At 70.1% G+C, this 24623-nt stretch carries 24 protein-coding genes; 12 read left to right on the top strand and 12 right to left on the bottom strand.

Translation table 11 applies throughout. The annotated features are described in order from the left end of the window. Positions 1–37: 37 nt before the first annotated feature. On the bottom strand, positions 38–1021 hold the full coding sequence (gene speB / locus DXZ73_RS28195) for an agmatinase (protein WP_116213832.1): 984 nt from the start codon (positions 1019–1021) through the stop codon (positions 38–40). A gap of 341 nt (positions 1022–1362) precedes the next feature. On the opposite strand from speB, the gene DXZ73_RS28190 reads away from it, so the two are divergent. Further along, positions 1363–2301 carry a beta-ketoacyl-ACP synthase III gene (locus DXZ73_RS28190; RefSeq protein ID WP_116213831.1) on the top strand — a complete coding sequence of 313 codons (939 nt, stop codon included), beginning with the start codon at positions 1363–1365 and terminating at the stop codon, positions 2299–2301. Between the two features lie 456 nt (positions 2302–2757). Here DXZ73_RS28190 and DXZ73_RS28185 read toward each other — a convergent pair whose 3' ends face one another. Next, a complete protein-coding gene (locus DXZ73_RS28185) occupies positions 2758–2970 on the bottom strand; it encodes a hypothetical protein (RefSeq protein WP_116213830.1) in 213 nt (70 codons plus the stop codon). A 40-nt stretch (positions 2971–3010) separates the two neighbouring features. Continuing rightward, a complete protein-coding gene (locus DXZ73_RS28180; protein WP_116213829.1) occupies positions 3011–3922 on the bottom strand; it encodes a glutaminase in 912 nt (303 codons plus the stop codon). Positions 3923–4088: 166 nt separating this feature from the next. On the opposite strand from DXZ73_RS28180, the gene DXZ73_RS28175 reads away from it, so the two are divergent. Then, positions 4089–4679 (top strand): N-acetylmuramoyl-L-alanine amidase, encoded by a 591-nt coding sequence (locus DXZ73_RS28175; protein WP_116213828.1) that lies wholly within the window; start codon positions 4089–4091, stop codon positions 4677–4679. A 31-nt stretch (positions 4680–4710) separates the two neighbouring features. Beyond that, positions 4711–5661, top strand: coding sequence for a 1-aminocyclopropane-1-carboxylate deaminase/D-cysteine desulfhydrase (locus DXZ73_RS28170; RefSeq protein WP_205519247.1), 951 nt, complete (start codon positions 4711–4713; stop codon positions 5659–5661). 71 nt (positions 5662–5732) lie between these two features. On the opposite strand, the gene DXZ73_RS28165 is transcribed toward DXZ73_RS28170, so the two are convergent. Beyond that, complete coding sequence (locus tag DXZ73_RS28165) at positions 5733–7337, bottom strand: Na+/H+ antiporter (protein WP_116213827.1); 1605 nt, start codon at positions 7335–7337, stop codon at positions 5733–5735. Between the two features lie 55 nt (positions 7338–7392). On the opposite strand from DXZ73_RS28165, the gene DXZ73_RS28160 reads away from it, so the two are divergent. The 4 genes from DXZ73_RS28160 to DXZ73_RS28145 all read left to right on the top strand — a co-directional run bounded on the left by DXZ73_RS28160 (position 7393) and on the right by DXZ73_RS28145 (position 9837). After that, a complete protein-coding gene (locus DXZ73_RS28160) occupies positions 7393–7653 on the top strand; it encodes a UBP-type zinc finger domain-containing protein (protein ID WP_116213826.1) in 261 nt (86 codons plus the stop codon). A gap of 63 nt (positions 7654–7716) precedes the next feature. Beyond that, positions 7717–8262, top strand: a complete 546-nt coding sequence (locus tag DXZ73_RS28155; RefSeq protein ID WP_116213825.1) for a GNAT family N-acetyltransferase — start codon at positions 7717–7719, stop codon at positions 8260–8262. Positions 8263–8471: 209 nt separating this feature from the next. Continuing rightward, positions 8472–8885 carry an anti-sigma regulatory factor gene (locus tag DXZ73_RS28150; protein ID WP_116213824.1) on the top strand — a complete coding sequence of 138 codons (414 nt, stop codon included), beginning with the start codon at positions 8472–8474 and terminating at the stop codon, positions 8883–8885. A 55-nt stretch (positions 8886–8940) separates the two neighbouring features. After that, entirely contained in the window at positions 8941–9837 is an 897-nt protein-coding gene (locus tag DXZ73_RS28145) for an RNA polymerase sigma factor SigF (RefSeq protein ID WP_425315924.1), read from the top strand. A gap of 54 nt (positions 9838–9891) precedes the next feature. On the opposite strand, the gene DXZ73_RS28140 is transcribed toward DXZ73_RS28145, so the two are convergent. Beyond that, positions 9892–10386, bottom strand: a complete 495-nt coding sequence (locus DXZ73_RS28140) for a hypothetical protein (protein WP_240351516.1) — start codon at positions 10384–10386, stop codon at positions 9892–9894. Positions 10387–10511: 125 nt separating this feature from the next. Here DXZ73_RS28140 and DXZ73_RS28135 point away from each other — a divergent pair, with 125 nt between their 5' ends. Together DXZ73_RS28135 and DXZ73_RS28130 are read left to right on the top strand one after the other, a co-directional pair. Further along, complete coding sequence (locus tag DXZ73_RS28135; RefSeq protein ID WP_116213822.1) at positions 10512–11480, top strand: diacylglycerol/lipid kinase family protein; 969 nt, start codon at positions 10512–10514, stop codon at positions 11478–11480. Between the two features lie 320 nt (positions 11481–11800). Then, positions 11801–12058 (top strand): WhiB family transcriptional regulator, encoded by a 258-nt coding sequence (locus DXZ73_RS28130; protein WP_004937597.1) that lies wholly within the window; start codon positions 11801–11803, stop codon positions 12056–12058. A 119-nt stretch (positions 12059–12177) separates the two neighbouring features. On the opposite strand, the gene DXZ73_RS28125 is transcribed toward DXZ73_RS28130, so the two are convergent. Further along, positions 12178–13647 carry a sensor histidine kinase gene (locus DXZ73_RS28125; RefSeq protein WP_116215911.1) on the bottom strand — a complete coding sequence of 490 codons (1470 nt, stop codon included), beginning with the start codon at positions 13645–13647 and terminating at the stop codon, positions 12178–12180. A gap of 533 nt (positions 13648–14180) precedes the next feature. Between DXZ73_RS28125 and nagB the strand changes: the two genes are divergently transcribed. Next, the gene (gene nagB / locus DXZ73_RS28120) at positions 14181–14966 is read left to right on the top strand and encodes a glucosamine-6-phosphate deaminase (protein WP_116213821.1); all 786 of its coding nucleotides are present in this window, start codon (positions 14181–14183) and stop codon (positions 14964–14966) included. 312 nt (positions 14967–15278) lie between these two features. Here the strand turns inward: nagB and DXZ73_RS28115 are convergent, their stop codons facing one another. The 4 genes from DXZ73_RS28115 to DXZ73_RS28100 form a co-directional block, all read right to left on the bottom strand. Continuing rightward, positions 15279–16763: a glycoside hydrolase family 3 protein gene (locus DXZ73_RS28115; RefSeq protein ID WP_116213820.1), complete on the bottom strand. Its 1485-nt coding sequence runs from the start codon at positions 16761–16763 to the stop codon at positions 15279–15281. Positions 16764–16774: 11 nt separating this feature from the next. Beyond that, positions 16775–17605 (bottom strand): carbohydrate ABC transporter permease, encoded by an 831-nt coding sequence (locus DXZ73_RS28110; RefSeq protein ID WP_116213819.1) that lies wholly within the window; start codon positions 17603–17605, stop codon positions 16775–16777. Beyond that, on the bottom strand, positions 17602–18573 hold the full coding sequence (locus DXZ73_RS28105; RefSeq protein ID WP_116213818.1) for a carbohydrate ABC transporter permease: 972 nt from the start codon (positions 18571–18573) through the stop codon (positions 17602–17604). The genes DXZ73_RS28110 and DXZ73_RS28105 overlap by 4 nt, the downstream gene beginning before the upstream one ends. A 100-nt stretch (positions 18574–18673) precedes the next feature. Beyond that, a complete protein-coding gene (locus DXZ73_RS28100; protein WP_116213817.1) occupies positions 18674–19945 on the bottom strand; it encodes an extracellular solute-binding protein in 1272 nt (423 codons plus the stop codon). Between the two features lie 241 nt (positions 19946–20186). Here DXZ73_RS28100 and DXZ73_RS28095 point away from each other — a divergent pair, with 241 nt between their 5' ends. Continuing rightward, positions 20187–20963: a GntR family transcriptional regulator gene (locus DXZ73_RS28095; RefSeq protein ID WP_116213816.1), complete on the top strand. Its 777-nt coding sequence runs from the start codon at positions 20187–20189 to the stop codon at positions 20961–20963. A gap of 234 nt (positions 20964–21197) precedes the next feature. Further along, entirely contained in the window at positions 21198–21956 is a 759-nt protein-coding gene (locus DXZ73_RS28090; protein WP_116213815.1) for a fibronectin type III domain-containing protein, read from the top strand. A 174-nt stretch (positions 21957–22130) separates the two neighbouring features. Here the strand turns inward: DXZ73_RS28090 and DXZ73_RS28085 are convergent, their stop codons facing one another. Next, positions 22131–23714, bottom strand: a complete 1584-nt coding sequence (locus DXZ73_RS28085; protein WP_116213814.1) for a S1 family peptidase — start codon at positions 23712–23714, stop codon at positions 22131–22133. A 65-nt stretch (positions 23715–23779) separates the two neighbouring features. After that, positions 23780–24286 (bottom strand): hypothetical protein, encoded by a 507-nt coding sequence (locus DXZ73_RS28080; protein ID WP_240351515.1) that lies wholly within the window; start codon positions 24284–24286, stop codon positions 23780–23782. Between the last annotated feature and the right edge of the window lie 337 nt (positions 24287–24623).

Here is a 24623-nt window from a genome sequence, read left to right as displayed (position 1 = left end):
GGCCCACCGGCCGGACGCCGAATCGCGTTCCGTGCCGCTAGGGCTTGGTCCAGTAAACCGGGGCCATCTGCTTCGACATGATCGAGACCATTTCGTACGCCACGTGGGAGGCCGCCACCGCGGTGATGTCGGCGTGGTCGTAGGCCGGGGCGACCTCGACCACGTCGGCGGAGACCAGACGGCATTCGGACAGCCCGCGGATGATCTCCAGCAGCTCGCGGGAGGTCATGCCGCCGGCCTCCGGGGTGCCGGTGCCGGGGGCGTGGGCCGGGTCGAGGACATCGATGTCGACGGAGATGTACAGGGGGCGGTCGCCGATGCGCTGCCGCAGCTGGTCGATGACCTCGTCGACGCCGCGCCGCATCACGTCCGCCGAGGTGACGATGCCGAAGCCCAGCTTCTCGTCGTCCTCCAGGTCCTGCTTGCCGTACAGCGGGCCGCGCGTGCCGACGTGGGACAGCGCGGAGGTGTCGAGGATGCCCTCCTCGACGGCCCGGCGGAACGGCGTCCCGTGGGTGTACTCGGCACCGAAGTAGGTGTCCCAGGTGTCCAGGTGCGCGTCGAAGTGCAGCAGGGCCACCGGACCGTGCTTCTTGGCGACCGAGCGCAGCAGCGGTAACGCGATGGTGTGGTCGCCGCCCAGGGTCATCAGCCGGGTATCCGTGGCCAGCAGGCCGTCGGCCGCGGCCTCGATGGTCTCCACGGCCTCGTTGATGTCGAACGGGTTCGCGCTGATGTCACCCGCGTCCGCGACCTGGGAGTAGTGGAACGGATAGACATCCTGCGCCGGGTTGTACGGGCGCAGCATGCGCGAGGCCTCGCGGATGGCGTTGCCGCCGAAGCGGGCGCCGGGCCGGTAGGAGACGCCGGAGTCGAAGGGCACGCCGACCACGGCGACGTTCGCCTCCTTGACGTCCTCGATTCGGGGTAACCGGCCGAAGGTCGGCAGGCCCGCGAATCGCAGGGTCCGCTCGGACTCCTCCGGGGCGACCGGTGGGGTCTTGTCGTTGGGGAACGTCATTTCGGCCTCGTGTGGTGGGGGAATGTGGAATGTAAATTTCGCCTCTACCCTGACAAGGGCCGCGCTCCCCGAGAAACCCCTCACAACCCCACCCGGCGTCGAGCAGCCCCTGTTACCCCCGATATCGCCTCCGCGTGCGGACGCGGGCCCGGCCCCGTGACCGCGTCCGCGGCGGCATCCTGGAAGGTGGGCCCGCCGGGCGGAGGCCGGGCCCCTGCGGGTTGTGCCAGTTATACGGGCCGAACATTGGCGGATCACATACCTCCGGGCGGCCCCGCAGCACCGAGACTGGCAACCCCGTACCACCACCGCCCGTCCGCCCCGCGCAGGAGGAACCGCCGATGACCGGGTCCCGCATCCTCGCCCTCGGCCACTACCAGCCCGCAAGGGTGCTGACCAACGACGAGCTGGCGACCATGGTCGACACCAGCGACGAGTGGATCCGCTCCCGCGTCGGGATCCGTACGCGCCGGGTGGCCGAACCCGACGAGACCGTCGCGTCGATGGCCACGCAGGCCGCGGCGAAGGCCCTCGCGAACAGCGGGCTCGACGCCGAGGACATCGACCTCGTGCTCGTCGCCACCTGCACGGCGGTCGACCGCAGCCCCAACACGGCCGCGCGCGTGGCCGCCGCGCTGGGGCTGCCCTCCCCCGCCGTCATGGACGTCAACGTCGTCTGCGCGGGCTTCACCCACGCCCTCGCCAGCGCCGACCACGCGATCCGGGCCGGGGCCTCGACGAACGCGCTGGTCATCGGCGTGGAGAAGTTCACCGCCGTCGCGGACTGGACCGACCGCACCACGTGTGTCCTGGTCGGTGACGGCGCGGGGGCCGCGGTGGTCACGGCCTCGGCCACCCCCGAGATCGGCCCGGTCGTCTGGGGCTCCGTGCCGGGCATGGGCCACGCCGTACGGATCGAGGGCACGCCGTCCCGCTTCGCCCAGGAGGGGCAGTCCGTCTACCGCTGGGCCACGACGCAGCTGCCGCCGATCGCGCGCCGGGTGTGCGAGCGGGCCGGCATCGGCCCGGAGGACCTGGCGGCGGTCGTGCTCCACCAGGCGAATCTGCGGATCATCGAGCCGGTGGCCCGCAAGCTCGGCGCGGTCAACGCGGTGATCGCCACCGACGTCACCGAGTCCGGCAACACGTCCGCCGCGAGCATCCCGCTCGCCCTCTCCAAGCTCGTCTCCCGCGGCGAGGTGGCCTCCGGCGAGCCGATTCTCCTCTTCGGCTTCGGAGGCAACCTCTCGTACGCGGGCCAGGTGGTGCGCTGCCCGTAGGGCGAACGCGGCGAGGTGCGACGCCGTTGCCGCCTGCGGCGGGCTTGTTCCCCAGCCCCGCCCCTTCCCGCAGCATCTGATGCTCGGCTCCGCCGAGGCCGGGGCTCCGCCCCGGACCTCCGGTCGGGTGCGGCCCGGCGGGCACTTGTTCCCCAGCCCCGCCCCTTCCCGCAGCGTTTGATGCTCGGCTCCGCCGAGGCCGGGGCTCCGCCCCGGACCCCCGGTCGGGTGCGGCCCGGCGGGCACTTGTTCCCCAGCCCCGCCCCTTCCCGAAACCGGGGAGACCCCGGACCCCCTGAAGCGGCTGCGCCGCTTGTCCTCAATCTCCCCCAGCTACCGCTGGGAGGTGCCCCCACGGGCTGAATTCAGCCCGTCCGGCGATTGAGGACGCTCCCGCAGGGAGCTCCCGCCGCAGGCGGCAATCGGCCCGCACCCGGGGCCCGGGCGGAGCCCCGGCTACGGGGCCTCGCGCAGATACAGCGCCCCACACGCGTGGCACAGGTCGAGACCAGGCGTCCCCCAGTCGTCGGCGGAGCGCACCGCCGCCGCGGGCGAGAGCTCACGCCCGCACATGGCCGTCACGCCTTCCTCCCGCACCACATGCCACGTCTTGACCGCCGCTCCCGGCGACCCACCGTCCACGTACTCGGCCCGCAGCTCATGCTCCATGGCCCCACCATGCGACACAGCCGCACCACGCGCCACCGCGTCAGAAGACCGACCACCCCGTCAGCGTCGTGAAGTGGTCGAGCGCCGCGACGCCCGCGACCGAGTTGCCCCGCGCGTCCAGCCCGGGGCTCCAGACGCACAGCGTGCAGCGGCCCGGTATGACGGCGACGATGCCGCCGCCGACACCGCTCTTGCCCGGCAGCCCCACGCGGTAGGCGAAGTCGCCCGCGGCGTCGTACGTCCCACAGGTGAGCATGACCGCGTTGACCTGTTTGGCCTCGCGGCGCGGCAGCAGGCGCGTGCCGTCGGCGCGCAGGCCGTGGCGGGCGAGGAAGCCGCTCGCCAGGGCGAGGTCGCGGCAGCTCATCTCGATGGAGCACTGCCAGAAGTAGTGCTCCAGCACCGTGGGTACGGGGTTGTCGAGGTTGCCGTAGCTGGCCATGAAGTGCGCGAGGGCCGCGTTGCGGTCGCCGTGCTCGGTCTCGGAGGCGGCGACGGCCGGGTCGAAGGAGACGTCCGGGTTGCCGCTCTCCGCGCGCAGGAACTCCAGCATCGTGGTGCTGGCGTCGCCGGTCAGGGTCTGGAGCCGGTCGGTGACGACGAGGGCGCCCGCGTTGATGAAGGGGTTGCGGGGGATGCCGTTCTCGTATTCGAGTTGCACCAGGGAGTTGAAGGGGTTTCCGGACGGTTCCGTTCCGACGCGGTCCCAGATCCGGTCGCCGCCCTCGGCGAGGACGAGCGCGAGGCTGAACGCCTTGGAGATGGACTGTACGGAGAACGGCTGCTCCCAGTCCCCCACCCCGTACACCCCGCCGTCGACGTCCACGACGGCCATCCCGAAGCTGCCGATGTCGACGCCGGCCAGCGCCGGGATGTAGTCGGCCACCTGCCCACGGCCGACCAGCGGCCGCGCGAACGCGGCGACCTCTTCGAGAACGGTCTGGTAGTCCACTGTCCCGGGGCTCGCGTTTCCGTGTCGACGATGAGATTTTCGGCCTGAGGCCGGATCGGCTCGCACGATATCCGAACGCCCGGCCCACCTGCGAACTTTTGGGTACAAGGGGGTCATTCGGCCTACGCGTCCGGCGTACGCCACCCGGTTTCGCAAGGAGGGCGGCATGGCCCCACCCATGTCCGCGAACGAGTTCCTCGCCGCGCTCAGGCGCGAGGGCGCCACGGTCGTCGAGGTCGACGGCTGGCGCAACCACAACCGTGCCGGACACGGCCCCTGGGGCCCCGTCAACGGCGTGATGATCCACCACACGGCCTCCTCGGGCACCGACAGCACCGTACGGCTCTGCTGGAACGGCTACGACCAGCTCCCCGGCCCCCTGTGCCACGGCGTGATCGCCAAGGACGGCCGGATCCACCTCGTCGGCTGCGGCCGCGCCAATCACGCGGGCGGCGGCGACGGGGACGTGCTCCAGGCGGTGATCGCCGAGAAGCGGCTGCCACCCGTCCGCTGGGCGGACACCGACGGCAACGTCCACTTCTACGGCTTCGAGTGCGTCAACCTCGGTGACGGCAAGGACCCCTGGCCGGAGGAGCAACTGCTGGCCATCGAGCAGGTGGCCGCCGCGATCTGCCGCTTCCACGGCTGGACCGAGCGGTCCGTGATCGGGCACCTCGAATGGCGGCCGGGCAAGGTCGACCCCACCGGGTTCTCCATGGACCGGCTGCGCGAGCGCATCGGCGAGCGGCTCAAGTGACGGCCGCGCCCATCGCGGCGAGAATGGGGGCGTGACCAGCGATCTCCCCACCGTCCCCGCCGGGCTCGCCGCGCTGCGGCCCCTGCTGCCGTCCCCGCTGGAAGAGCTGCGGGACGAGCGGTTCGCACGCCGGGGCGTGACACTGCTGCTCAAGCGCGACGACCTGATACACCCCGACCTCCCGGGCAACAAGTGGCGCAAGCTGGAGCCCAATCTGCGGGCCGCCGCCGAGGCCGGGCGGCGCACGCTGCTGACCTTCGGCGGCGCGTACTCCAACCACCTGCGGGCGACCGCCGCCGCGGGCCGGCTGCTGGGCTTCGCCACGGTCGGCGTCGTCCGGGGCGAGGAGCTCGCCGACCGGCCGCTCAACTGGTCGCTCACGGCCTGCGCGGCCGACGGCATGCGGCTGCGCTTCGTCGACCGCGCCACGTACCGGCGCAAGACCGAGCCCGACGTCCTCGCCGGGCCGGCCGACGAGGACTGCTTCGTGATCCCCGAGGGCGGCAGCAACGCGGCCGCCGCGCGCGGCTGCGCCGGACTCGGCCGCGAACTGCGCGGCACGGCGGACGTCGTCGGCATCGCCTGCGGCACGGGCGGCACCCTCGCGGGCCTCGCGGCGGGGCTGTCCGGCACACAGCGGGCGATCGGCTTCCCCGTGCTCAAGGGAGGCTTCCTGGGCGAGGAGATACGACGCTTGCAGCGCGAGGCGTTCGGTGGGCCGCGGGGTGACTGGGCCTTGGACGAGCGCTTCCACTGCGGCGGTTATGCGCGGCTCTCACCGGAGTTGCTCGCTTTCGCGGACGATTTCGCCGTCCGGCACGGTATTCCGCTGGAGCGGCTGTACGTGGCGAAGATGCTGTACGGCCTGACGGCCTTGGTCGAGGAGGGAGCCTTCAGGCAGGGCACGACGGTGGCAGCGGTGATCACTGGGAGCGAGCCCCCAGACCCCCAGGTGCGCAAAATCAGCCCGTCCGGCGTTTGAGGACGCGCCCGCAGGGCGCTCCCGCCGCAGGCGGAAATGGACCCGCACCCGGACGCAGGGGCAGCAGCCTGCTACCCCGCCTCTTCCTCCCGATACGCCGCCGCCTCCTCCAGATCCAGCCGACGCAGCAGAAGACGAAGCATCTCGTCATCGATCCGCCGGGCGTCCCGCAACGACACGAACACCTCCCGCTCCGCCCCGATCATCTCGCGCGCCAGCCGCCGGTACGTGTCGTCCGCCGACTCCCCCGTCACCTCGTTGACCGCTCCGAGCCGCTCCCACACCGCGTTGCGGCGGCGTTCCATGACCGCGCGGAGGCGGTCGGCGAGGGGTTCGGGGAGGGCGTTGCGGTCGTCGGCGAGGAGTTCGTCGAGGCGGCGGTCGGCGGCGGCCGACGCCTCGCTCTGGGCCTGTGCCTCGGCGAGGGTGACGGCGCTCGGGTCGGGCGCGGGCAGCCGCAGCCGGCGGATGAGCGGGGGGAGGGTGAGGCCCTGGACGACGAGCGTGCCGATGACCGTGGCGAAGGTGAGGAAGAGGACCAGGTTGCGGGCGGGGAAGGGCTGCCCGTCGTGCGTGGTGACGGGGATCGAGAAGGCGATGGCGAGCGAGACCACGCCGCGCATCCCGGCCCAGCCGACGACGAGCGGCGCCTTCCAGGTCGTGTCGGGCTCCCGTTCGCGGATGCGGGCGGAGAGGGCGCGCGGCAGGAACGTCGCGGGGAAGACCCAGACGAAGCGGGCGGCCACGACGGCGGCGAAGACGGCGGAGGCGTACCAGAGGGCGGCCTGCCCCAGGTCGTACTCCCCCAGGCCCCGCATCACCACGGGCAGTTGGAGCCCGATGAGCGCGAAGACCCCGGACTCCAGGATGAAGGCGACCATGCGCCAGACGGCGGCCTCCTGGAGGCGGGTCGCGAAGTCGACCTGCCAGGCGTGGTGGCCGAGGTAGAGGGCGACGACCACGACGGCGAGCACCCCGGAGGCCTCGACCTCCTCGGCGGCGGCGTAGGCGGCGAAGGGGATGAGGAGGGAGAGGGTGTTCTGGAGGAGCGGTTCGCGCAGCCGCTTGCGCAGCCAGTGCAGCGGCACCATGAGGACCAGGCCGACGCCGATGCCGCCGACCGAGGCGAGCGCGAACTCGCGGAAGCCCTCGCCCCAGGTGGCCCCCTCGCCCACGGCGGCGGCGAGGGCCACCTTGTAGGCGGTGATCGCGGTGGCGTCGTTCACCAGGGACTCGCCCTGGAGGATGGTGGTGATGCGGGAGGGCAGGCCGAGGCGGCGCGCGATGGCGGTGGCGGCGACGGCGTCGGGCGGGGCGACGACCGCGCCGAGCACCAGCGCGGCGGTGAGCGGCAGCCCGGGCACGATCAGGAAGGTCGCGTAGCCGACGGCGAGGGTCGCGAAGAGGACGTAGCCGACCGACAGCAGGGCCACGGGCCGGATGTTGGCCCGGATGTCGAGGTAGGAGCTGTCGAGCGCGGCCGTGTGCAGCAGGGGCGGCAGCAGCAGGGGCAGCACGATGCCGGGGTCGAGGGTGTAGTCGGGTACGCCGGGCACGTAGGCGGCGACGAGCCCGACGGCGACGAGCAGCAGGGGGGCGGGCACGGGGGTGCGCCGGGCGGCGCCCGCGACCGCGGCGCTGGCCGCGATCAGCATCAGCAGTGGCATGACATCCATCGGTCCCGGCCGTCTCCGTTCGAAGCCCTCGGCAGTGCGAACTAGTCTGGCAATCATGAGCGAGTGCCCGCATGTTCCCGAGCTGCCGCGCCCCGAGCCCGTGCCGCTGCACGCGACCTGCCCGGAGTGCGAGGCGGCGGGCAGCCACCCGGTGCAGTTGCGGTTGTGCCTGGTCTGCGGGCATGTCGGGTGCTGCGACTCCTCGCCCTACCGCCACGCTACGGGGCATTTCGAGGAGACCGGGCACGCGGTGATGCGCAGCTTCGAGCCGGGGCAGAGCTGGCGCTGGTGCTACACGGACCAGCGGATCGTCTGAGGGAGCGGGGTGAGTGCCCGCGGTTGCCGGAGCGCTGTCACCGCCGACCGCTAGCATGCAGACATGATCCGACCCGCCACGCCCGACGACGTTCCCGTCATCCACGCCATGATCCGCGAACTGGCGGAGTACGAAAGGGCGCTGGAGGACGTGAAGGCGACCGAGGAGCAGCTGCGCGCGGCGCTCTTCGGCGCGGAACCGGCGGTCTTCGCGCTGATAGCGGAGAGTGACGAATCCGTCGTCGAGGGCGGGATATCGGCGGGCGACCCGGTCGGCTTCGCGCTCTGGTTCCGCAACTTCTCCACCTGGACGGGTACGCACGGTATCTATCTGGAGGATCTCTACGTACGGCCGGGGGCGCGCGGCGCGGGTCACGGCAAGGCGCTCCTCGCCACCCTCGCGCGGATCTGCGTGGACCGCGGCTACCAGCGTTTCGAATGGTCAGTGCTGGACTGGAACGCACCCTCGATCGCGTTCTACAAATCGCTCGGCGCCGAGCCGATGGACGAGTGGACGGTGCGACGGATGTCCGGAGAACCGCTCCGCACTCTTGCGGCGCTCGCGCAGAGTGACGAAAATCCCAACAGGGCGACTGCTCTTTCGATTTGAGACCGCAAGCCCCTAGCCACTGTCCGTGCTCATGGGTTTACCATGAGTGACAGTCGCGGGGCTGCTCCACAGAACCGCAGATCGCGATAGCGTCGCAGCCGAACCATGTGCCGCACCGGGCCGTGCGAAAGCCCTTCGTCCGAGGGGCGATCAGCGCGGGGCCGGTGCTCGTAACAGCTCAAGAAGCTTGTGCCACCTTGGAGGTGAGGGTGTCCCAGATCGCAGGCGAGCCCGGGACCCAGGACTTCGTGGAAGTCCGGCTGCCCGCTGCGGGTGCCTACCTGTCGGTGCTGCGTACGGCTACGGCCGGTCTCGCGGCCCGCTTGGACTTCACCCTCGACGAGATCGAGGACTTGCGTATCGCGGTGGACGAGGCGTGCGCGATCCTTCTGCAACAAGCCGTGCCCGGCTCCGTTCTCAGCTGCGTCTTCCGCCTGGTGGGCGACGCGCTGCGGGTGACCGTCTCGGCACCCACGACGGACGGCCGCGCGCCCGAGCGCGACACCTTCGCCTGGACGGTGCTCTCCGCGCTGGCCGGCGAGGTCGACTCGACGGTCGCGGACGACCGCACGGTCAGCATCAGCCTGCACAAGAAGCGCGGCGCCGGCCCCGGACAGCCGTGACGGAAGAGGGGGCTCCGTGAGTACTGCATCGTCGCGGGGAGTGCGTGCCCCGGCCATCCCGCAGCAGCCTGCCCGACAGCTTCCGGCGGAACCGGGAGAACCGGTGACACCGGTGCCGGGCGAGGCGAGCGACCCACCAGAGCGGGCGGACCACATGGAACAGCACCGGCATCAACAGTGGCACCAGCACCCCACCGCGCAGGACCGCAGTGGTGCCCGGGCCCTGTTCATCGAGCTGCGGGCGCTGCCGGACGGCTCGCTCGAACGGGCCGAGCTGCGCAATCACCTGGTGCAGATGCACCTGCCCCTGGTGGAGCATCTGGCCCGGCGGTTCCGCAACCGCGGTGAGCCGCTCGACGACCTCACCCAGGTCGCCACGATCGGGCTGATCAAGTCCGTGGACCGCTTCGACCCCGACCGCGGGGTGGAGTTCTCCACCTATGCGACGCCCACGGTCGTCGGCGAGATCAAGCGGCACTTCCGCGACAAGGGCTGGGCGGTGCGGGTGCCGCGCCGCCTCCAGGAGCTGCGGCTGGCGCTGACCACGGCCACCGCCGAGCTCTCCCAGCGGCACGGCCGCGCCCCCACCGTCCACGAGCTGGCCGAGCAGCTGGGGATCTCCGAGGAGGAGGTGCTGGAGGGGCTGGAGTCCGCCAACGCCTACAGCACGCTCTCCCTGGACGTCCCCGACACGGACGACGAGTCCCCGGCCGTCGCGGACACCCTGGGCGCGGAGGACGAGGCGCTGGAGGGCGTCGAGTACCGCGAGTCGCTCAAGCCACTGCTGGAGGACCTGCCGCCGCGCGAGAAGAAGATCCTGCTGCTGCGCTTCTTCGGCAACATGACCCAGTCCCAGATCGCCCAGGAGGTCGGGATCTCCCAGATGCACGTCTCCCGGCTGCTGGCGCGCACCCTCGCCCAGCTCCGGGACCGCCTGCTCATCGAGGAGTAGCCGGAGCGGACACCGGCGGAGACGGAGCGGACGGGGCCCTCCGGGGCCCCCGCGTCAGCTTTCGCGCGGGCCGATGCCGAGTGCCTCGGTCGCGGTGGGGTTCACCAGCATGACCAGGGTGGCCACGGCCACCAGTGCGAGCGCCACGCCCGCGGCGATCAGCGCGCCCCCGGCGTTGGCGAGCGTCCAGGCGACGGGCAGCGCCATGATCTGGGTGATCATCGCGGGTCCCCGGCTCCAGCGCTTCCGCTGCCACAGCCCCCGTGCCGCCGCCAGCGGCAGCACGGCGAGGGCGAGCACGGTCACCGCGAGCATCTCCGCCTGCTGGGGGCTCTCCGGCTTCCCGGCGAAGCCCATGATCAGCAGATACACCCCGCCGGCCAGAAGGGTCACACCCTCCAGCGCGGTGAGCGCGGCGGCCGCCGTCAGCCGCCCCGGGCGGGGGTCCGCGGGCTCGGGGGTACGGCTCTTCTCACCGGCCCGGCTCACCCGGTTGTCGTCACGGGTGCTCTTACGGGCGGACTTCGGCGCGGACTGCTTGCTGCTCACCCCGTCAGGGTAGCCCTGGCCCATTCCGTGCGGGGTCCTGCGGGCGCTCGACGTGACCGACGGGACACCGGTGGACCGCGGGCCGGGGATGGGTCGTGTACCGACAGGTAGGTAGGCTGGCGCGCATGCGTGCGCTTCTTGTGGTCAATCCGTCGGCCACCACCACCAGTGCCCGTACCCGTGATGTCCTGATGCACGCGCTCGCCAGCGACCTCAAGCTGGAGGTCGCCACCACGGAGTACCGGGGGCACGCCCGGGACCTGGCGCGGCGGGCAGCGGAGGACGGCACCACGGGCCTGGTGGTCGCGCTCGGCGGCGACGGCACGGTCAACGAAGTCGTCAACGGCCTCCTGCACGGCGGCCCCGACCCGGAGGGCCTGCCCCGCCTCGCGGTGGTGCCCGGCGGCTCGACGAATGTCTTCGCCCGCGCGCTGGGGCTGCCCAACGACGCGGTGGAGGCCACGGGCGCCCTGCTGGACGCGCTGCGCGACGGGACCGAACGCACGGTCGGCCTGGGGCTCGCCGCGGGCACCCCGGGCACGGCGGACGAGGGCGTTCCGTCCCGCTGGTTCACTTTCTGTGCCGGCTTCGGATTCGACGCGGGCGTCGTGGGCCGGGTGGAGCAGCAGCGCGAGCGCGGCAAGCGTTCGACACACGCCCTGTATGTGCGACAGGTGATGCGTCAATTCCTCGGCGAACCGAATCGCCGGCACGGCACGATCACCCTCGAACGACCGGGCGAGGAGCCACTCGAGAATCTCGTCATGTCGATAATCTGCAACACCGCGCCGTGGTCGTACCTGGGCAACCGCCCGCTCTACGCCTCGCCGCAGGCCTCCTTCGACACCGCCCTTGACGTGCTGGGATTCACCAAGCTGTCCACGGCGGCGGCCGGTCGCCATATCGCTCAGTTGATGACGTCGACGCCCGAACGAGGACCGCGCGGAAAGCATGCCGTGTCCCTGCACGACCAGACCGCGTTCACCTTGCATTCGCAGGTTCCACTGCCATTCCAGATGGACGGTGACCACCTCGGACTGCGTACGAGCGTGACGTTCACAGGCGTACGCCGTGCACTGCGTGTGATTGTGTGAGTGGTAGGGCCTAAAGTCCTTCCACTCGAACGTTTAGGCTGGGTTCCACCCCCTGGAAGTACGGCTGTGACCTAGCTGACACCGAGGAATCAAAAAAAACTTTCCAGAAGGGGTTGTATCCGCCGCCGAGGTTTGCGAGTCTCTTCATGGCGATCGGGACGGCCGCTCATCAAGGCTCCCCGACTCAGCCCGAACCCCCTCCCTTTTTCCTGGACTGCCCCAGTTTCGGCTGGGTATCAGCCCTTCCCTTGCGGGGGGATTCGTGAAAGCGTTCACATTCACAAGCAACGTAGCCGCAATAACGAGGAGATGGAGCAGCCATGGACTGGCGTCACAACGCCGTTTGCCGCGAGGAAGACCCCGAGCTGTTCTTCCCCATCGGCAACACCGGTCCTGCGCTGCTGCAGATCGAGGAAGCCAAGGCCGTCTGCCGCCGCTGCCCCGTCATGGAGCAGTGCCTGCAGTGGGCGCTCGAGTCCGGCCAGGACTCCGGCGTCTGGGGTGGACTCAGCGAGGACGAGCGCCGCGCCATGAAGCGCCGTGCCGCTCGCAACCGGGCGCGTAACGCGACCGCCTGACCCAACACCCCTTCGGCCACCCGAGCCGCAGCGCGCAGTACCCCCCGATGCGCATAGCTTTGAGCCCCGGACCTCTTGGTTCGGGGCTCGTTGCGTTGTGCGGCACCACGGGCCGGAAGCTACGGCTTGTCCGCCCTGACCGGCAGGTCCAGGACCACCTTCGTGCCGCCCCCGGCGGAAGGCCGCATGTCGAACGTGCCCCCCATCTCGCCCTCCACCAGCGTCCGCACGATCTGCAGGCCGAGATTCCCCGCGCGCTGCGGATCGAAGCCCTCCGGCAGGCCGCGGCCGTCGTCCTGGACGGAGATCAGCAGGCGCGCTTCCTTGCGGGTGCCGCTGCGGACCGCGGTGACCTCGACCGTGCCGGTCTCCCCCGGGCCGAAGCCGTGTTCCATCGCGTTCTGGAGCAGCTCGGTCAGCACCATCGACAGCGGCGTCGCGACCTCCGCGTCGAGGATGCCGAAGCGGCCCGTACGCCGCCCGGCGACCCGGCCCGGGGAGATCTCGGCGACCATGGCGAGCACCCGGTCGGCGATCTCGTCGAATTCGACGCGCTCGTCGAGGTTCTGCGACAGCGTCTCGTGGACGATCGCGATCGAGCCGACCCGGCGGACGGCCTCCTCCAGCGCCTCGCGCCCCTCGGCGGAGCCGATGCGGCGGGCCTGGAGGCGGAGCAGCGCGGCGACCGTCTGGAGGTTGTTCTTCACCCGGTGGTGGATCTCCCGGATGGTCGCGTCCTTGGTGATCAACTCGCGCTCGCGCCGACGCAGTTCGGTGACGTCGCGCAGGAGTACGAGCGAACCGATGTGATTTCCCTTGGGCTTGAGGGGAATCGCCCGCAGCTGGATGACGCCGTCGCTGCCCTCCACCTCGAACTCGCGCGGGGCCCAGCCGCTGGCGAGCTTGGCGAGGGACTCGTCCACCGGTCCGCGCGAGGGCGCCAACTGAGCGGTGGTCTCGCCCAGATGATGCCCCACGAGGTCGGCGGCGAGGCCGAGGCGGTGATAGGCGGAGAGCGCGTTGGGGCTGGCGTACTGCACGATGCCGTCCGCGTCGAGCCTGATCAGGCCGTCGCCGGCGCGCGGCGAGGCGTCCATGTCGACTTGTTGACCAGGGAACGGGAAGGTCCCGTTCGCGATCATCTGGGCGAGGTCCGAGGCGCTCTGGAGATAGGTGAGCTCCAGCCGGCTCGGCGTCCGCACGGTCAGCAGGTTCGTGTTGCGGGCGATGACCCCGAGCACCCGGCCCTCCCGGCGCACGGGGATGGACTCGACCCGGACCGGGACCTCCTCGCGCCACTCCGGGTCGCCCTCGCGGACGATCCGGCCCTCGTCGAGCGCGGCGTCGAGCATCGGCCGGCGGCCGCGCGGCACGAGGTGGCCGACCATGTCGTCCTGATAGGAGGTCGGTCCGGTGTTGGGCCGCATCTGGGCGACGGACACATAGCGGGTGCCGTCGAGCGTGGGGACCCACAGGACGAGGTCGGCGAAGGACAGGTCGGAGAGCAGCTGCCACTCCGAGACCAGCAGGTGGAGCCACTCCAGGTCGGAGTCGCTCAGGGCGGTGTGCTGGCGTACGAGGTCGTTCATGGAGGGCACGGCTGTGAGCCTACCCGCGCCCGGCTGCCTCATTTTGTTCCACCTGTCGGCCGCACGGGCATGGACATGGGCGAATGGTCTAGTCCACAATGAGTAAGCAAAGTTTCCGCCTTCCCCGCACAGGAGGGTGGATCGAGGCCCGGCGTCTTCTGCCCTGATCGCGCCATGGCCTCCGGTCGGCCGCTCCGGCCGCGGGGCCCGCACACCCCGCGCCACCGGTGGGCCGATGCCGGCTCCGGGCTGCGGCGCCTGGCCGGGCCGAGGGTCCCGGCCAGGCGCCGCGGCCCGTAGTGGCACATCCCCCGGGGCGGCTCACCCCCAGCCGCCGCCTCCCGCCGATATCCCCGGCCCCGCTTCGTCCTCAAACTCCGGGCGGGCCGATTTCCCGGGCCGTACGACCGGTCCCGGACGGGCCCCCGGTACGCGGGCGGGCAGGGAGGGGAAGCATCTCCTGGACACCCCACTCTGTTAGATTGGTCTATACCACAACCCCACAGCCCACTCTCCAGATCGGCAGGCACAGCGTGGAAGTTGTCATCGTCCCGGACGCCAAGGCAGGCGGCGAGCTCATCGCGGAGGCCATGGCCGAGCTCCTGCGCCGCAAGCCGGACGCCCTGCTGGGCGTGGCCACCGGCTCCACCCCGCTGCCCATCTACGAGGCGCTGACGGCCAAGGTCCGCGGGGGCGCCGTGGACGCCTCGCGCGCCCGCATCTGCCAGCTCGACGAGTACGTCGGCCTGCCCGCCGACCACCCCGAGTCCTACCGCTCGGTGGTGCTGCGCGAGGTCGTGGAGCCGCTCGGGCTCACCGAGGACTCCTTCATGGGGCCCGACGGCACCGCCCAGGACGTCCAGGCGGCCTGCGAGGCGTACGACCGGGCGCTGGCCGGGGCCGGCGGCGTGGACCTCCAGCTGCTCGGCATCGGCACCGACGGGCACATCGGCTTCAACGAGCCGTGCTCCTCGCTCGCCTCCCGCACCCGGATCAAGACGCTCACCGAGCAGACCCGCGTCGACAACGCGCGGTTCTTCGAGGGCGACATCGAGCAGGTGCCGCACCACGTCATCACCCAGGGCATCGGCACGATCCTGGAGGCCCGCCACCTGGTCCTGCTGGCCACCGGCGAGGGCAAGGCCGACGCGGTCGCGGCGACCGTCGAAGGCCCGGTCTCCGCCCTGGTCCCGGCCTCGGCGCTCCAGCTCCACCCGCACGCCACCGTCGTCGTCGACGAGGCCGCGGCGTCCAAGCTGAAGCTGGCGGACTACTTCCGCCACACGTACGCCAACAAGCCGACCTGGCAGGGGCTGTAGGCGCCCCTGCCAGGAGTGGCTGCTCCCGGGTGCGGCCCGGGGCGCCTGCGGCGGGCTTGTTCCCCAGCCCCGCCCCTTCCCGAAACCGGGGAGACCCCGGACCCCCTGAAGCGGCTGCGCCGCTTGTCCTCAAACGCCGGACGGGCTGGATTTTCCAGCCCGTCCGGCGATTGAGGACGCGCCCGAAGGGCGCTCCCGCCGCAGGCGGCAACGAACCCGCAGCCGGGGGTCTGGGGCACGAGCCCCAGTTACGGGAAGGGGCGGGGTGGGGAACAAAGCCCGCCGCAGGCGGCAACGGGCCCGCACCCCGGATCAGGCGCGAGCCACCCCGGTCACAACCTCCGCCGCCGCCACGCCGCAAACGCGCGCAGCCCCATGCGTGGCCACATGCAGCGCCCCCACCGCAGGCGCGACGTTCAGCCCCATCTCGACAACGACCGTGTCCGGCCGAGCGGCGAGCAGCTCGGAGAGCACCTTCGCCATCCACCCGTGCCGGTGCGCATCCCGCACCACCGCCACCACCCGCCGCGCCCCCGCGTCGGCCAGGACGCGCTCCACGCCCGCCTCGGCCGAGCCGTACGTACCGGTCGAAGTCCCCGGCAACAGCCGGGAGAGCTCGGCCGCCACCCCCCACGGCGTCTCGTCGCCGACGGCGAAGTTCGCGACGGGGGTGAAGGCGGCGACATGGGCGGGCCCGGTCAGCGGCTCGTACCCCGTCGGCGGAGTCACCCGCAGCGCGCGCCGGGCCGCCACCAGGCCCACCTCGGGCGCGGGCTTCACCTCGGCAGGCCCGCGGGCCACGTCGTGCGCCAGCGCCCGTACCCGCGCCGCCGCGTCGGCGAGCCGCTCCTCCGTCAGTTCCCCGGTGCGCACTGCGTGGACGAGCGCGTCGCGCAGCCGCAGCACCGTCTCCTCGTCGGCCAGACCGCCGCCGACGCAGATCGCGTCGGCGCCCGCGGCGACGGCCATGACGCTGCCGCGTTCGATGCCGTAGGCCGCGGCGATGGCCTGCATCTCCATGCCGTCGGTGACGATCAGGCCGCCGAAGCCGAGGCCGCCCTCGGTGACGGGGGCGCGCAGCAGCCCGTGCAGGGCGGCCGGGCTGAGGGTGGCGGGGAGCGCGGGGTCGAGCGCGGGCAGCAGGATGTGCGCGCTCATCACGGCCTTGGTGCCCGCGGCGACGGCCGCCCGGAACGGCACCAGTTCGCGTGTGTGGAGCGTGCGGAGGTCCGCGTCGATGCGCGGCATGTCGTGGTGGGAGTCGACGGCGGTGTCGCCGTGGCCGGGGAAGTGCTTGGTGCAGGCGGCGACGCCCGCGGCCTGCATCCCCTCGACGTAGGCGGCGGTGTGCCGGGCGACGAGTGCCGGGTCGGCGCCGAAGGACCGTACGCCGATGACGGGGTTGTCGGGATCGGAGTTGACGTCCGCGGACGGCGCCCAGTTGAGGTTGACGCCGCAGGCGGCGAGGCGGCGGCCGAGTTCCAGGGCGACGGCCCGGGTCAGCGCGGTGTCGTCGACGGCGCCGAGCGCGAGGTTGCCGGGGAAGGAGGAGCCCGTACGGACCTCGAGGCGGGTGACGTCGCCGCCTTCCTCGTCGATGGCCACGAGCACGTCGCCGCGTTCCGCCCGCAGCTGCGCGGTGAGGGCGGCGAGCTGTTCCGGCGTGGCGATGTTGCGGCCGAACAGGCCGACGGCCGCCAGCCCTTCGCCGAGTCTGCGCAGCAGCCAGCCGGGGGCGGCGGTGCCGGTGAAGCCTGGCTGGAGGACCGTGAGGGCGTCCCGGGTGAGCGTGTCCATGGAAGTAAGTGCTAGCCCTTCACTGCGCCGGACGTAAGGCCACCGACCGCCTTGCGCTGGAGGATGACGAAGAGGATGAGGATGGGGAGGGCGAAGAGCGAGGAGGCGGCCATCGTGGCACCCCAGTCGTCGCCGAAGGTGGAGCGGAAGCTGGTGAGCCACAGCGGGAGGGTCTGCGCGCCGGGCTCCTTGCTGAGGATCAGGACCATCGGGAACTCGTTCCAGACGGTGATGAAGCCGAAGAGCGAGGTGGCCATCACCCCGGGGGCGAGCAGCGGGAAGATCACCTTGATGAAGGCCTGGGCGCGGGTGCACCCGTCGACCATCGCCGACTCCTCCAGCTCCTTGGGCACGGCGGCGACGTAGCCGCGCAGCGTCAGCACGGTGAAGGGCAGCACCATGACCGTGTAGATGGCGATGAGCGGCGGGAGGCTGTTCAGCATCTCGGCGTCGCGCACGATCATGTAGTACGCGATGACCATGACCTCCCAGGGGGCCATCTGGGCCATCATCATCACGAGGATGAAGCTCTTGCGGCCCTTGAAGCGCATCCGCGCCACGGCGAACGACGCGAGCAGCGCGATCACCAGCGACAGCCCGACGGCGACCAGCGTCACGGTGAGGGAGTTGCCGACGAGCGTCCAGAAGCCGTCCGCGTCCACCGCCTTGCGGAAGTGCTCGAAGGTGGGGCTCGCGGGGATCCACTGGGGGGTGTCGCCGACGATGTCCTTGTTGGCCTTGAAGGCCGTGGAGAACATCCAGTAGACGGGGAAGACGAAGACCGCGAAGAGGACGACGGCGATCGCCCCGGGCCAGGCGCGGCCAAGAAGGGAGCGGTTCACAGCTCGTCCTCCTCTTGCTTGAGGACAAGGCGCAGGTAGTACGCCGTCAGGGCCAGCAGGATGACGATGGTGAGGATGGAGATCGCGGCGCCGACACCGAAGTGCTGGCTGCCCATGCCCTCCTGGAAGGCGTAGACCGGCAGGGTCTCGGTGAGCCGGTCGGGCCCGCCCTCGTTGATCGCGAAGATCTGGGTGAACGACTTGAAGACCCAGATGACTTCGAGGAACGTCGTGGCGAGGAAGAACGGCTTGAGGAAGGGGAAGGTCACCGAGGTGAACTGCTTCCAGCTGCCCGCGCCGTCCAACGAGGCCGCTTCGTAGAGCTCCTTGGGGATCGTGGTCGTCGCCGCGTAGAGGTTGATCGCCACGAAGGGGATCGACTGCCACACGATGAGCACGGTCACCACGAAGAAGGTGGAGAACTGGCTGCTGGTCCAGTTGTAGTCGGCCATGGAGTGCCAGCCGAGCTTGTCCAGCACGTAGTTGACGACACCGAACCGCTGGGCGAACAGCCACTGGAAGACGGTGGTCGCGGCCACGACGGGCATGGCCCAGGCGAGGACGAGGCCGAGCGCCAGCAGCAGCCGCGTCTTGGTGCCGAGGCGGGCGAGCAGCAGTCCGACGAGACAGCCGAGCGCCATGATCAGTACGACGTTGGCGGCGGTGAAGACCACCGAGCGTGCGGTGACCTTCCAGAAGTCGGAACTGCCGAGCTGCTCGCTGTAGTTGTCGAAGCCGATCCACTCGGTGAGGTGCCGGATCAGCTGCCGCCGGCCCAGGTCCTGGAAGGACAGCAGCCCGTTCTTGACCATCGTCCAGCCGAGCAGCAGCACGGTGACGAGGCCGGCGGGGAGGATCAGGAGGTACGGGGCGCCGGCCGCGGCCCGGCCGCGGCGGGGCGGCGGGGCGCCGCCTCTGCTGATCCGGGCGGCGGGATCGGCCGCCACCTCTTCGATCTGCGCTGACATCGTCGTCCGCCTTCTCCCCTGTCGAACGGTATTGCGTGGTGCGCGGCGGTGGTGAGAGGAGGTCCTACGGAAGGAGGGCCTCCTCTCACCACCGGCCGGGTCACTGCTTCTTGCTGAGGCGCTTGTTCATGTCGGCCTCGACCTGCTTGGCGGCTTCCTCCGGCGACTTGCCGCCCAGGACGGCCGTCATATAGGCCTTGATCGGGTTCGGGGCGTTCTCCACCTCGGCCCACTCGGGGATCAGCGGGGTGGTGCCACCGCCCTTGGCGGCGGGGGCCGCGGCCTCGGCGGCCGCGTTGCCCTTCACGTTCGCCAGCAGGGAGTCCTTGTTGGGGATGTTGCCGACCTCCTTGGCCAGCGCGCCCTCGTTCTTGTCGGACAGCGCGATCTTCAGGAACTCCTTGGCGAGGTCCTGCTTCTTGCTGCCCTCGGCGATGGCGAGGTTGGAGCCGCCGAGGAAGACGCCCTCGGGCTTGTCGGCGGTCTCACCGGGGATGGTGAAGTAGCCGATCTCCTTCTCGATGGCCGGGTTCGCCTTGATGGCGGTGGCCGCCTCCCAGCCCATGCCGATGAACGCGCCGGTCTTGCCCTTGGCGAAGACGTCGGCCTGCTGCGGGGTGGCCTCGTCCTTGTCCTTGGGCGCCTTGCTGAACGCCTGGTACTGCTTGTAGATGTCCATGGCCTTGGCGACCTTGGGGTCACCGAGGTTGGACACGTACTTCTTGCCGTCCTGCTTCACCAGGTCGGCGCCGGTGCCGATGGTGAGGCCGTCGAAGAAGTACCAGTTCTGGCCGGGCAGGTAGAGCGGCTCGGCGTCGCCCTTCTTCTGGATGGCGTCCAGGTCCTTGAAGAAGTCGGCGCGGGTCTTCGGGACGTCCTTGATGCCCGCGTCCGCCCAGATCTTCTTGTTGTAGATCACGACGCGGTTGGCGGCGTACCAGGGGGCGGCGTACTGCTTGCCCTCGAAGACGGACGGCTTGTTGAGGGACTCGGTCCAGTCCCCGCCGATCTCCTTCTTGAGGTCGCCGAGGTCGGCGAGGCCACCGGTCTGGGCGTACGAGGGGGTCTGCGTGTTGCCGACCTCGATGACGTCCGGCGGGGAGGACTCGGAGAGGGCGGTGGTCAGCTTCTGCTGGATGCCGTCCCACTTCTGGGTCTGGATGTTGAGCTTGGCGCCGGTCTTCTGCTCGAACTCGGCCTGCACCGACTTCGTCCAGCCCGCCGGGTTCGAGCCATCCATGAACCACACGGTCAGGCTCTTGTCCTTGGAACCGCTGTCGCCCGATCCCTTGTCACTGTCGCTGGACCCACAGGCAGCAACACTCACCAACATGGCCGCGACACCCGTCGCCGCTATGAGCCCACGCTTCACAGCACTCTCCTCAAGGACCGAATGTGGTCTTTAATGGTTTAGACCAGTGCCCGCAGCTTGGCCTAGACCTTTTGGGGTGTCAAGGGTGTATAAGAGTCGCTGTCGGCTCCGTTATCGGACCGACACCTCGAGGTCGACCTGGGCGTCTCCGGGCTCCTCGGGCTCTGCCCGTGCCACGATGTGACCGCGACAGACGGAGGAGCCGGTGACAGCAGCAGGATCGGAGTCGGGAAGGCACACGATGGTGACCGACGGTGGTACGGCAGGTGCGACGGAGGGCGGCAGCGCGTCGGGCGGCGCGCGGATCGCGCGCGTCCCCAAGTACTACCGCCTCAAACGCCACTTGCTGGAAATGACCGAAACCATGCCCCCCGGCACCCCGGTGCCGCCGGAGCGGACGCTGGCCGCCGAGTTCGACACCTCTCGTACGACGGTCCGCCAGGCCCTCCAGGAGCTGGTGGTCGAGGGGCGGCTGGAGCGCATCCAGGGCAAGGGGACATTCGTCGCGAAACCGAAGGTCTCCCAGGCGCTGCAACTGACCTCCTACACGGAGGACATGCGCGCCCAGGGCCTCGAACCGACCTCGCAGCTGCTCGACATCGGCTATGTCACCGCCGACGACCGGCTCGCCTCCCTCCTCGACATCACCACGGGCGGCCGCGTCCTGCGCATCGAACGCCTGCGCCTCGCCAGCGGCGAGCCCATGGCGATCGAGACGACCCACCTCTCCGCGAAGCGCTTCCCGGCGCTGCGCCGCAGCCTGGTGAAGTACACCTCGCTCTACACGGCCCTGGCCGAGGTCTACGACGTCCGCCTGGCGGAGGCCGAGGAAACGATCGAGACCTCCCTGGCGACCCCACGGGAAGCGGGCCTGCTCGGCACGGACGTGGGCCTGCCGATGCTGATGCTCTCGCGCCACTCACTGGACGCGCAGGGGGAGCCTGTGGAGTGGGTGCGGTCGGTGTACCGGGGGGACCGGTACAAGTTCGTGGCGCGGCTGCGGCGGCCGGCGGAGTAGTCGGCGGAGGCCCTTGTCGAGTGATCGGCGAGGGCCTTTCCTATTTCCCGGTTCAGCCCCGGGCCCAGCAACTCCGCCAGGTCCCGCCCCGCACCGCCGGGGCGCGGCCGCCGTGCGGCCCTGCCCCGGCGAACATTCACGGACGACGCATTAGTAGCTATCCGGACATGACATGATCTAACCGCCCCCCCCCACACACCTTGCGCCACAAGCTCCACAGCCAGGACTCACACCATGCTTCACAAGAACGGCGCACGCCGCGCCGCCCTGATCTGCGCCGCCGTCACTCTGGGTCTCGCCATCCCGGCGACAGCCGCCCACGCCGCGCCCACCGCCTCCGCGGCCGCTGCCTCAAGCACCCAGAACCTCACGCCTCCCAAGCCCGTATCGGGACTCCTCGCGTCCGAATCCGAGGACGGCATCTGGATTCACTGGGACGAGAACTACGCGAATCCGTGGGATCGATTCCCGACCGTGGACAAGAACGTCAAGTCCTTCGAGCTGTACCGGGCAGACGACAACGGCGAGCCTTTCAAGCACATCGCCACTCTGCCGGGAGAGTCCGCGGACAACGGCTTCATCGACGCGGAGATCAAGCGCAATCGGTACGCCATCTATTACGTGACCACGGTGGACATCGCCGGAAATGAGTCCGAGGCGTCCGACACGGCGACCGGAACGCCCATGATGCGGATCACGCGCGAGACCCCGGACACGCCTCAGGGGCTGAAGGCGAAGAGCGTCTCCGGCTCGGTCGAACTGAGCTGGACGACCGACCCCTACGGCACGCTTCCCTCGAAGTACCTGGTCTACCGCTACGACAAGGACCGGCTCAACCCGACCCTGGTCTTCGAGACGGACGCGACCACGTACTCCGACAGCCGCGACCTCAAGCCGGGCGCGAGCTACACCTACCGCGTCGTGGGCGTCAACTCGAAGGGCGAGGAAGGCCGTCGCTCGGACGCTGCGCAGATCACGGTTCCGCAGTCCTGAGGCGTCGGGCTTCCGCCTGCCCGTACGCGGCCGGGCGGGCGGAGGCCGCGCCACCGTTCCAGTCGCCCAACGCTGAGCGCCTGCCAAGTTGATACTCGTGGGCCCAATGCCGCAGCCCGTGTTCTGCCCGGCGGGTGCTGGGCAGAACACGGGCTGCGATGCGAGCGAGGCAGGTCAGTCGACGAGCTGGACCTCGCCGTGGGTGCCGGCGGCGTCGACGCCGGGGTAGTAGCTGAGCGGTCCGGCGGCCCAACGGACGAGGATGTCGTTGGGGCGGTTGGCGGCGGTGAAGGACCCGGTGGTGAGGATCTGGGCGTTCTTCCAGGCGGATTGCGGGGAACGGATGCCGGTGCGCCCGTGGTATCCGGTGGAGTCGACGTTCCTGAGGAGGCTTGCGCTGCCGTCGCTCCAGCGGATCACGAGGTCGGCGGTGCTGCCGCCGGTGAATTCGCCAGAGGTGATCTGCTCGGCTGCGGCCCAGGAGTCTCCCTTGTTGATCTGGTATTCCTTCGAGACCTGGTTGGTATCGGTGTCGGCGTAGAGCCCCGTCTTGCCGTCGTCCCAGACGACGACGAGGTCGTCGCGGAGGGCGTTGGCGGTGTAACGGCCCGCGGTGATCAGACGGGCGCGCTTCCAGGTGTCACTGTAGGCGAGGGTCTTCTCGTCGTGGAAGCCGTTCTGGTCGACGTGGGTGTACGTCGAGAGCTTGCCGCTGGCCCAGCGCACGGTGATGCCGTCCGAGCCGCTGCCGGTGAAGTTGCCGGCGGTGACGGCGCGGGCGTCCTTCCAGTAGCTGCCCGCGGGTGCGACCTTGTGCTCCATGGAGAAGGCGGGCTTGGGGTTGTTGTGGTCGGCACCCTGGAAGATGCTGGCCGAGCCGTCCTTCCACGCGACGAACAGGTCCATCCGGCGCTTGGCACCGGCGGAGTTGCCCGTGAAGTAACCGGACGCCATGTAGGCGGCGTTCTTCCAGTCGACCCGGGACAGGAGGTTCCGCGAGGAGACGGTCTGAATCCACCCGGCGATGTCGTCGACGCGGGTGTCGACGGCACCCTTACGGGTCTCGGACTCGTCACTGCCGAAGCAGCCGCCCTGCCCGGAGGTGCTGTTCACGCCGACCAGCTCGTACCGGCCGCCGATGTCACGGAATGCCGGGCCACCGGTGTCGCCCTGGCACACCACCGCGTCACCGGACTTGCCGGTGAGGCCGAGGGACGTGTCGTTGACCGTGCCCACAGAGAATTTCGCGTAGTGCAGGCGATCGGGCACCCACTCGTCCTTGGTGCGGCCATAACCGGAGACCCACAGATCCTCACCCGGCAGCACGGCGTTGAAACCGACACCGACAGGGGTGACCCCGGTGACGCGCTGGTCCAGCCGGGCCATCACCAGGTCACGGCCCTCGCTCGGCACGAGCTCCACGACATTCGCCACAACGCCGCTGTCACGGGTCAGGTCGGTACGCCCGATGGTGGCCGTCGTCTTCAGCTTCGGCGCACCAGCGGCAACCTTGAACCCCTGGGCCGGGTTGTCGGCGAAGCAGCTCGCGGCGGTGACCAGCCACTCCTGCTCGACCAGGGCCGCGGAGCAGCTGCGCTGCCCGCCACCGATGTCGAGCTTGGCTGTGAACGCGAAGGTGCCGTCCTTGGCCGCTTCGCCGACAACCGCGTGGGCGGGCACGCCGGTCAACAGACTCGTCGTGACAGCAGATGCGAGAAGCCCGGTCACCCACGCTGCGCGGGGACGTATGGCAGGCATGTTCTCTTCCTTACGAGGGTGGGGAGTTCGGGATGCGTGCACCCCTTGAGGAGCGTGACTGAGCGTCAGCCAGTGATGCGGAGCTCGACCAGAACGGTCGGGCTGCCGGGCGGGTTGGTGGCCTGCCCCACGGATTCCCCGTCGTTCTTCGCCACGTTGATGTCCTGGGTACGGCCGTCGGCGGTGAGGCTGGCGCGGACGGCATAGTCACCGGTCGCGATGCGATAGACCTTGGGGATCTCCAGGGAGAGGTAGCCGGCCTTGCCCGAACCGGTGACCTTGAAGCAGTACTGGCCCCGGTCCGGATTGGGCTCCTCGATCCGGGACGACCACACGACAATGTCCGTCGTGGCAGCACAGTCGGAGAGAAGGATATGCCCGTCACCCTTGCGCAGCGCGATGCCACGCTCCTTGAGGATCTTCGCCGCGTTCGGGTACTCGAACGTCTCGACGGCGGACGGGAGGGGCGCGTCGCCCCCGGGATTGGGCGCGGCCGTGGCGGTGAAAAGTGCCGAGCTTCCAAGAACGGCGGAGGCGGCTCCGACGGCACCGGCAAATGCGATTCTACGCACGCGAGACAACACCGATAATCCCTTCCAGGATTTCCGCAGAAGAAGTAAGTCGTTGGTAATGGCCAAACAAAGATGACGGGACGAGAACGTATCACCTCACGTGATCCGGCGGTTACTTGACGGTGCGTGATGCCTATCTCCCCTTGGCCTGCCTGGCGTTACCCTCGGTAGATAATTGTCAAGAGCATGACACTACCTTCTCCTCTCATGCAGGCCTGTGGGTCAACTCGCCCTTTGCCAAGCTAGATTTGAGTCAAGGTGACCTCGTATTCCGCTCAAGGATGCGGCTATGCTCCCGCGAGCCGAATAACGGCAACCGGAAACCTGCAAAGGGAAT

It is taken from the genome of Streptoverticillium olivoreticuli subsp. olivoreticuli (genome assembly GCF_003391135.1).
Lineage (GTDB): Bacteria > Actinomycetota > Actinomycetes > Streptomycetales > Streptomycetaceae > Streptomyces > Streptomyces blastmyceticus.
This window is presented reverse-complemented; position numbering and strand designations above follow the sequence as displayed.

Bases quoted from the DNA above. Each gene is read 5' to 3' on its own strand.
- speB (WP_116213832.1), bottom strand. From the start codon at position 1,021: ATGACGTTCCCCAACGACAAGACCCCACCGGTCGCCCCGGAGGAGTCC.
- DXZ73_RS28190 (WP_116213831.1), top strand. From the start codon at position 1,363: ATGACCGGGTCCCGCATCCTCGCCCTCGGCCACTACCAGCCCGCAAGG.
- DXZ73_RS28185 (WP_116213830.1), bottom strand. From the start codon at position 2,970: ATGGAGCATGAGCTGCGGGCCGAGTACGTGGACGGTGGGTCGCCGGGA.
- DXZ73_RS28175 (WP_116213828.1), top strand. From the start codon at position 4,089: ATGGCCCCACCCATGTCCGCGAACGAGTTCCTCGCCGCGCTCAGGCGC.
- DXZ73_RS28165 (WP_116213827.1), bottom strand. From the start codon at position 7,337: ATGGATGTCATGCCACTGCTGATGCTGATCGCGGCCAGCGCCGCGGTC.
- DXZ73_RS28160 (WP_116213826.1), top strand. From the start codon at position 7,393: ATGAGCGAGTGCCCGCATGTTCCCGAGCTGCCGCGCCCCGAGCCCGTG.
- DXZ73_RS28155 (WP_116213825.1), top strand. From the start codon at position 7,717: ATGATCCGACCCGCCACGCCCGACGACGTTCCCGTCATCCACGCCATG.
- DXZ73_RS28135 (WP_116213822.1), top strand. From the start codon at position 10,512: ATGCGTGCGCTTCTTGTGGTCAATCCGTCGGCCACCACCACCAGTGCC.
- DXZ73_RS28130 (WP_004937597.1), top strand. From the start codon at position 11,801: ATGGACTGGCGTCACAACGCCGTTTGCCGCGAGGAAGACCCCGAGCTG.
- DXZ73_RS28125 (WP_116215911.1), bottom strand. From the start codon at position 13,647: ATGAACGACCTCGTACGCCAGCACACCGCCCTGAGCGACTCCGACCTG.
- DXZ73_RS28115 (WP_116213820.1), bottom strand. From the start codon at position 16,763: ATGGACACGCTCACCCGGGACGCCCTCACGGTCCTCCAGCCAGGCTTC.
- DXZ73_RS28105 (WP_116213818.1), bottom strand. From the start codon at position 18,573: ATGTCAGCGCAGATCGAAGAGGTGGCGGCCGATCCCGCCGCCCGGATC.
- DXZ73_RS28095 (WP_116213816.1), top strand. From the start codon at position 20,187: ATGGTGACCGACGGTGGTACGGCAGGTGCGACGGAGGGCGGCAGCGCG.
- DXZ73_RS28090 (WP_116213815.1), top strand. From the start codon at position 21,198: ATGCTTCACAAGAACGGCGCACGCCGCGCCGCCCTGATCTGCGCCGCC.
- DXZ73_RS28085 (WP_116213814.1), bottom strand. From the start codon at position 23,714: ATGCCTGCCATACGTCCCCGCGCAGCGTGGGTGACCGGGCTTCTCGCA.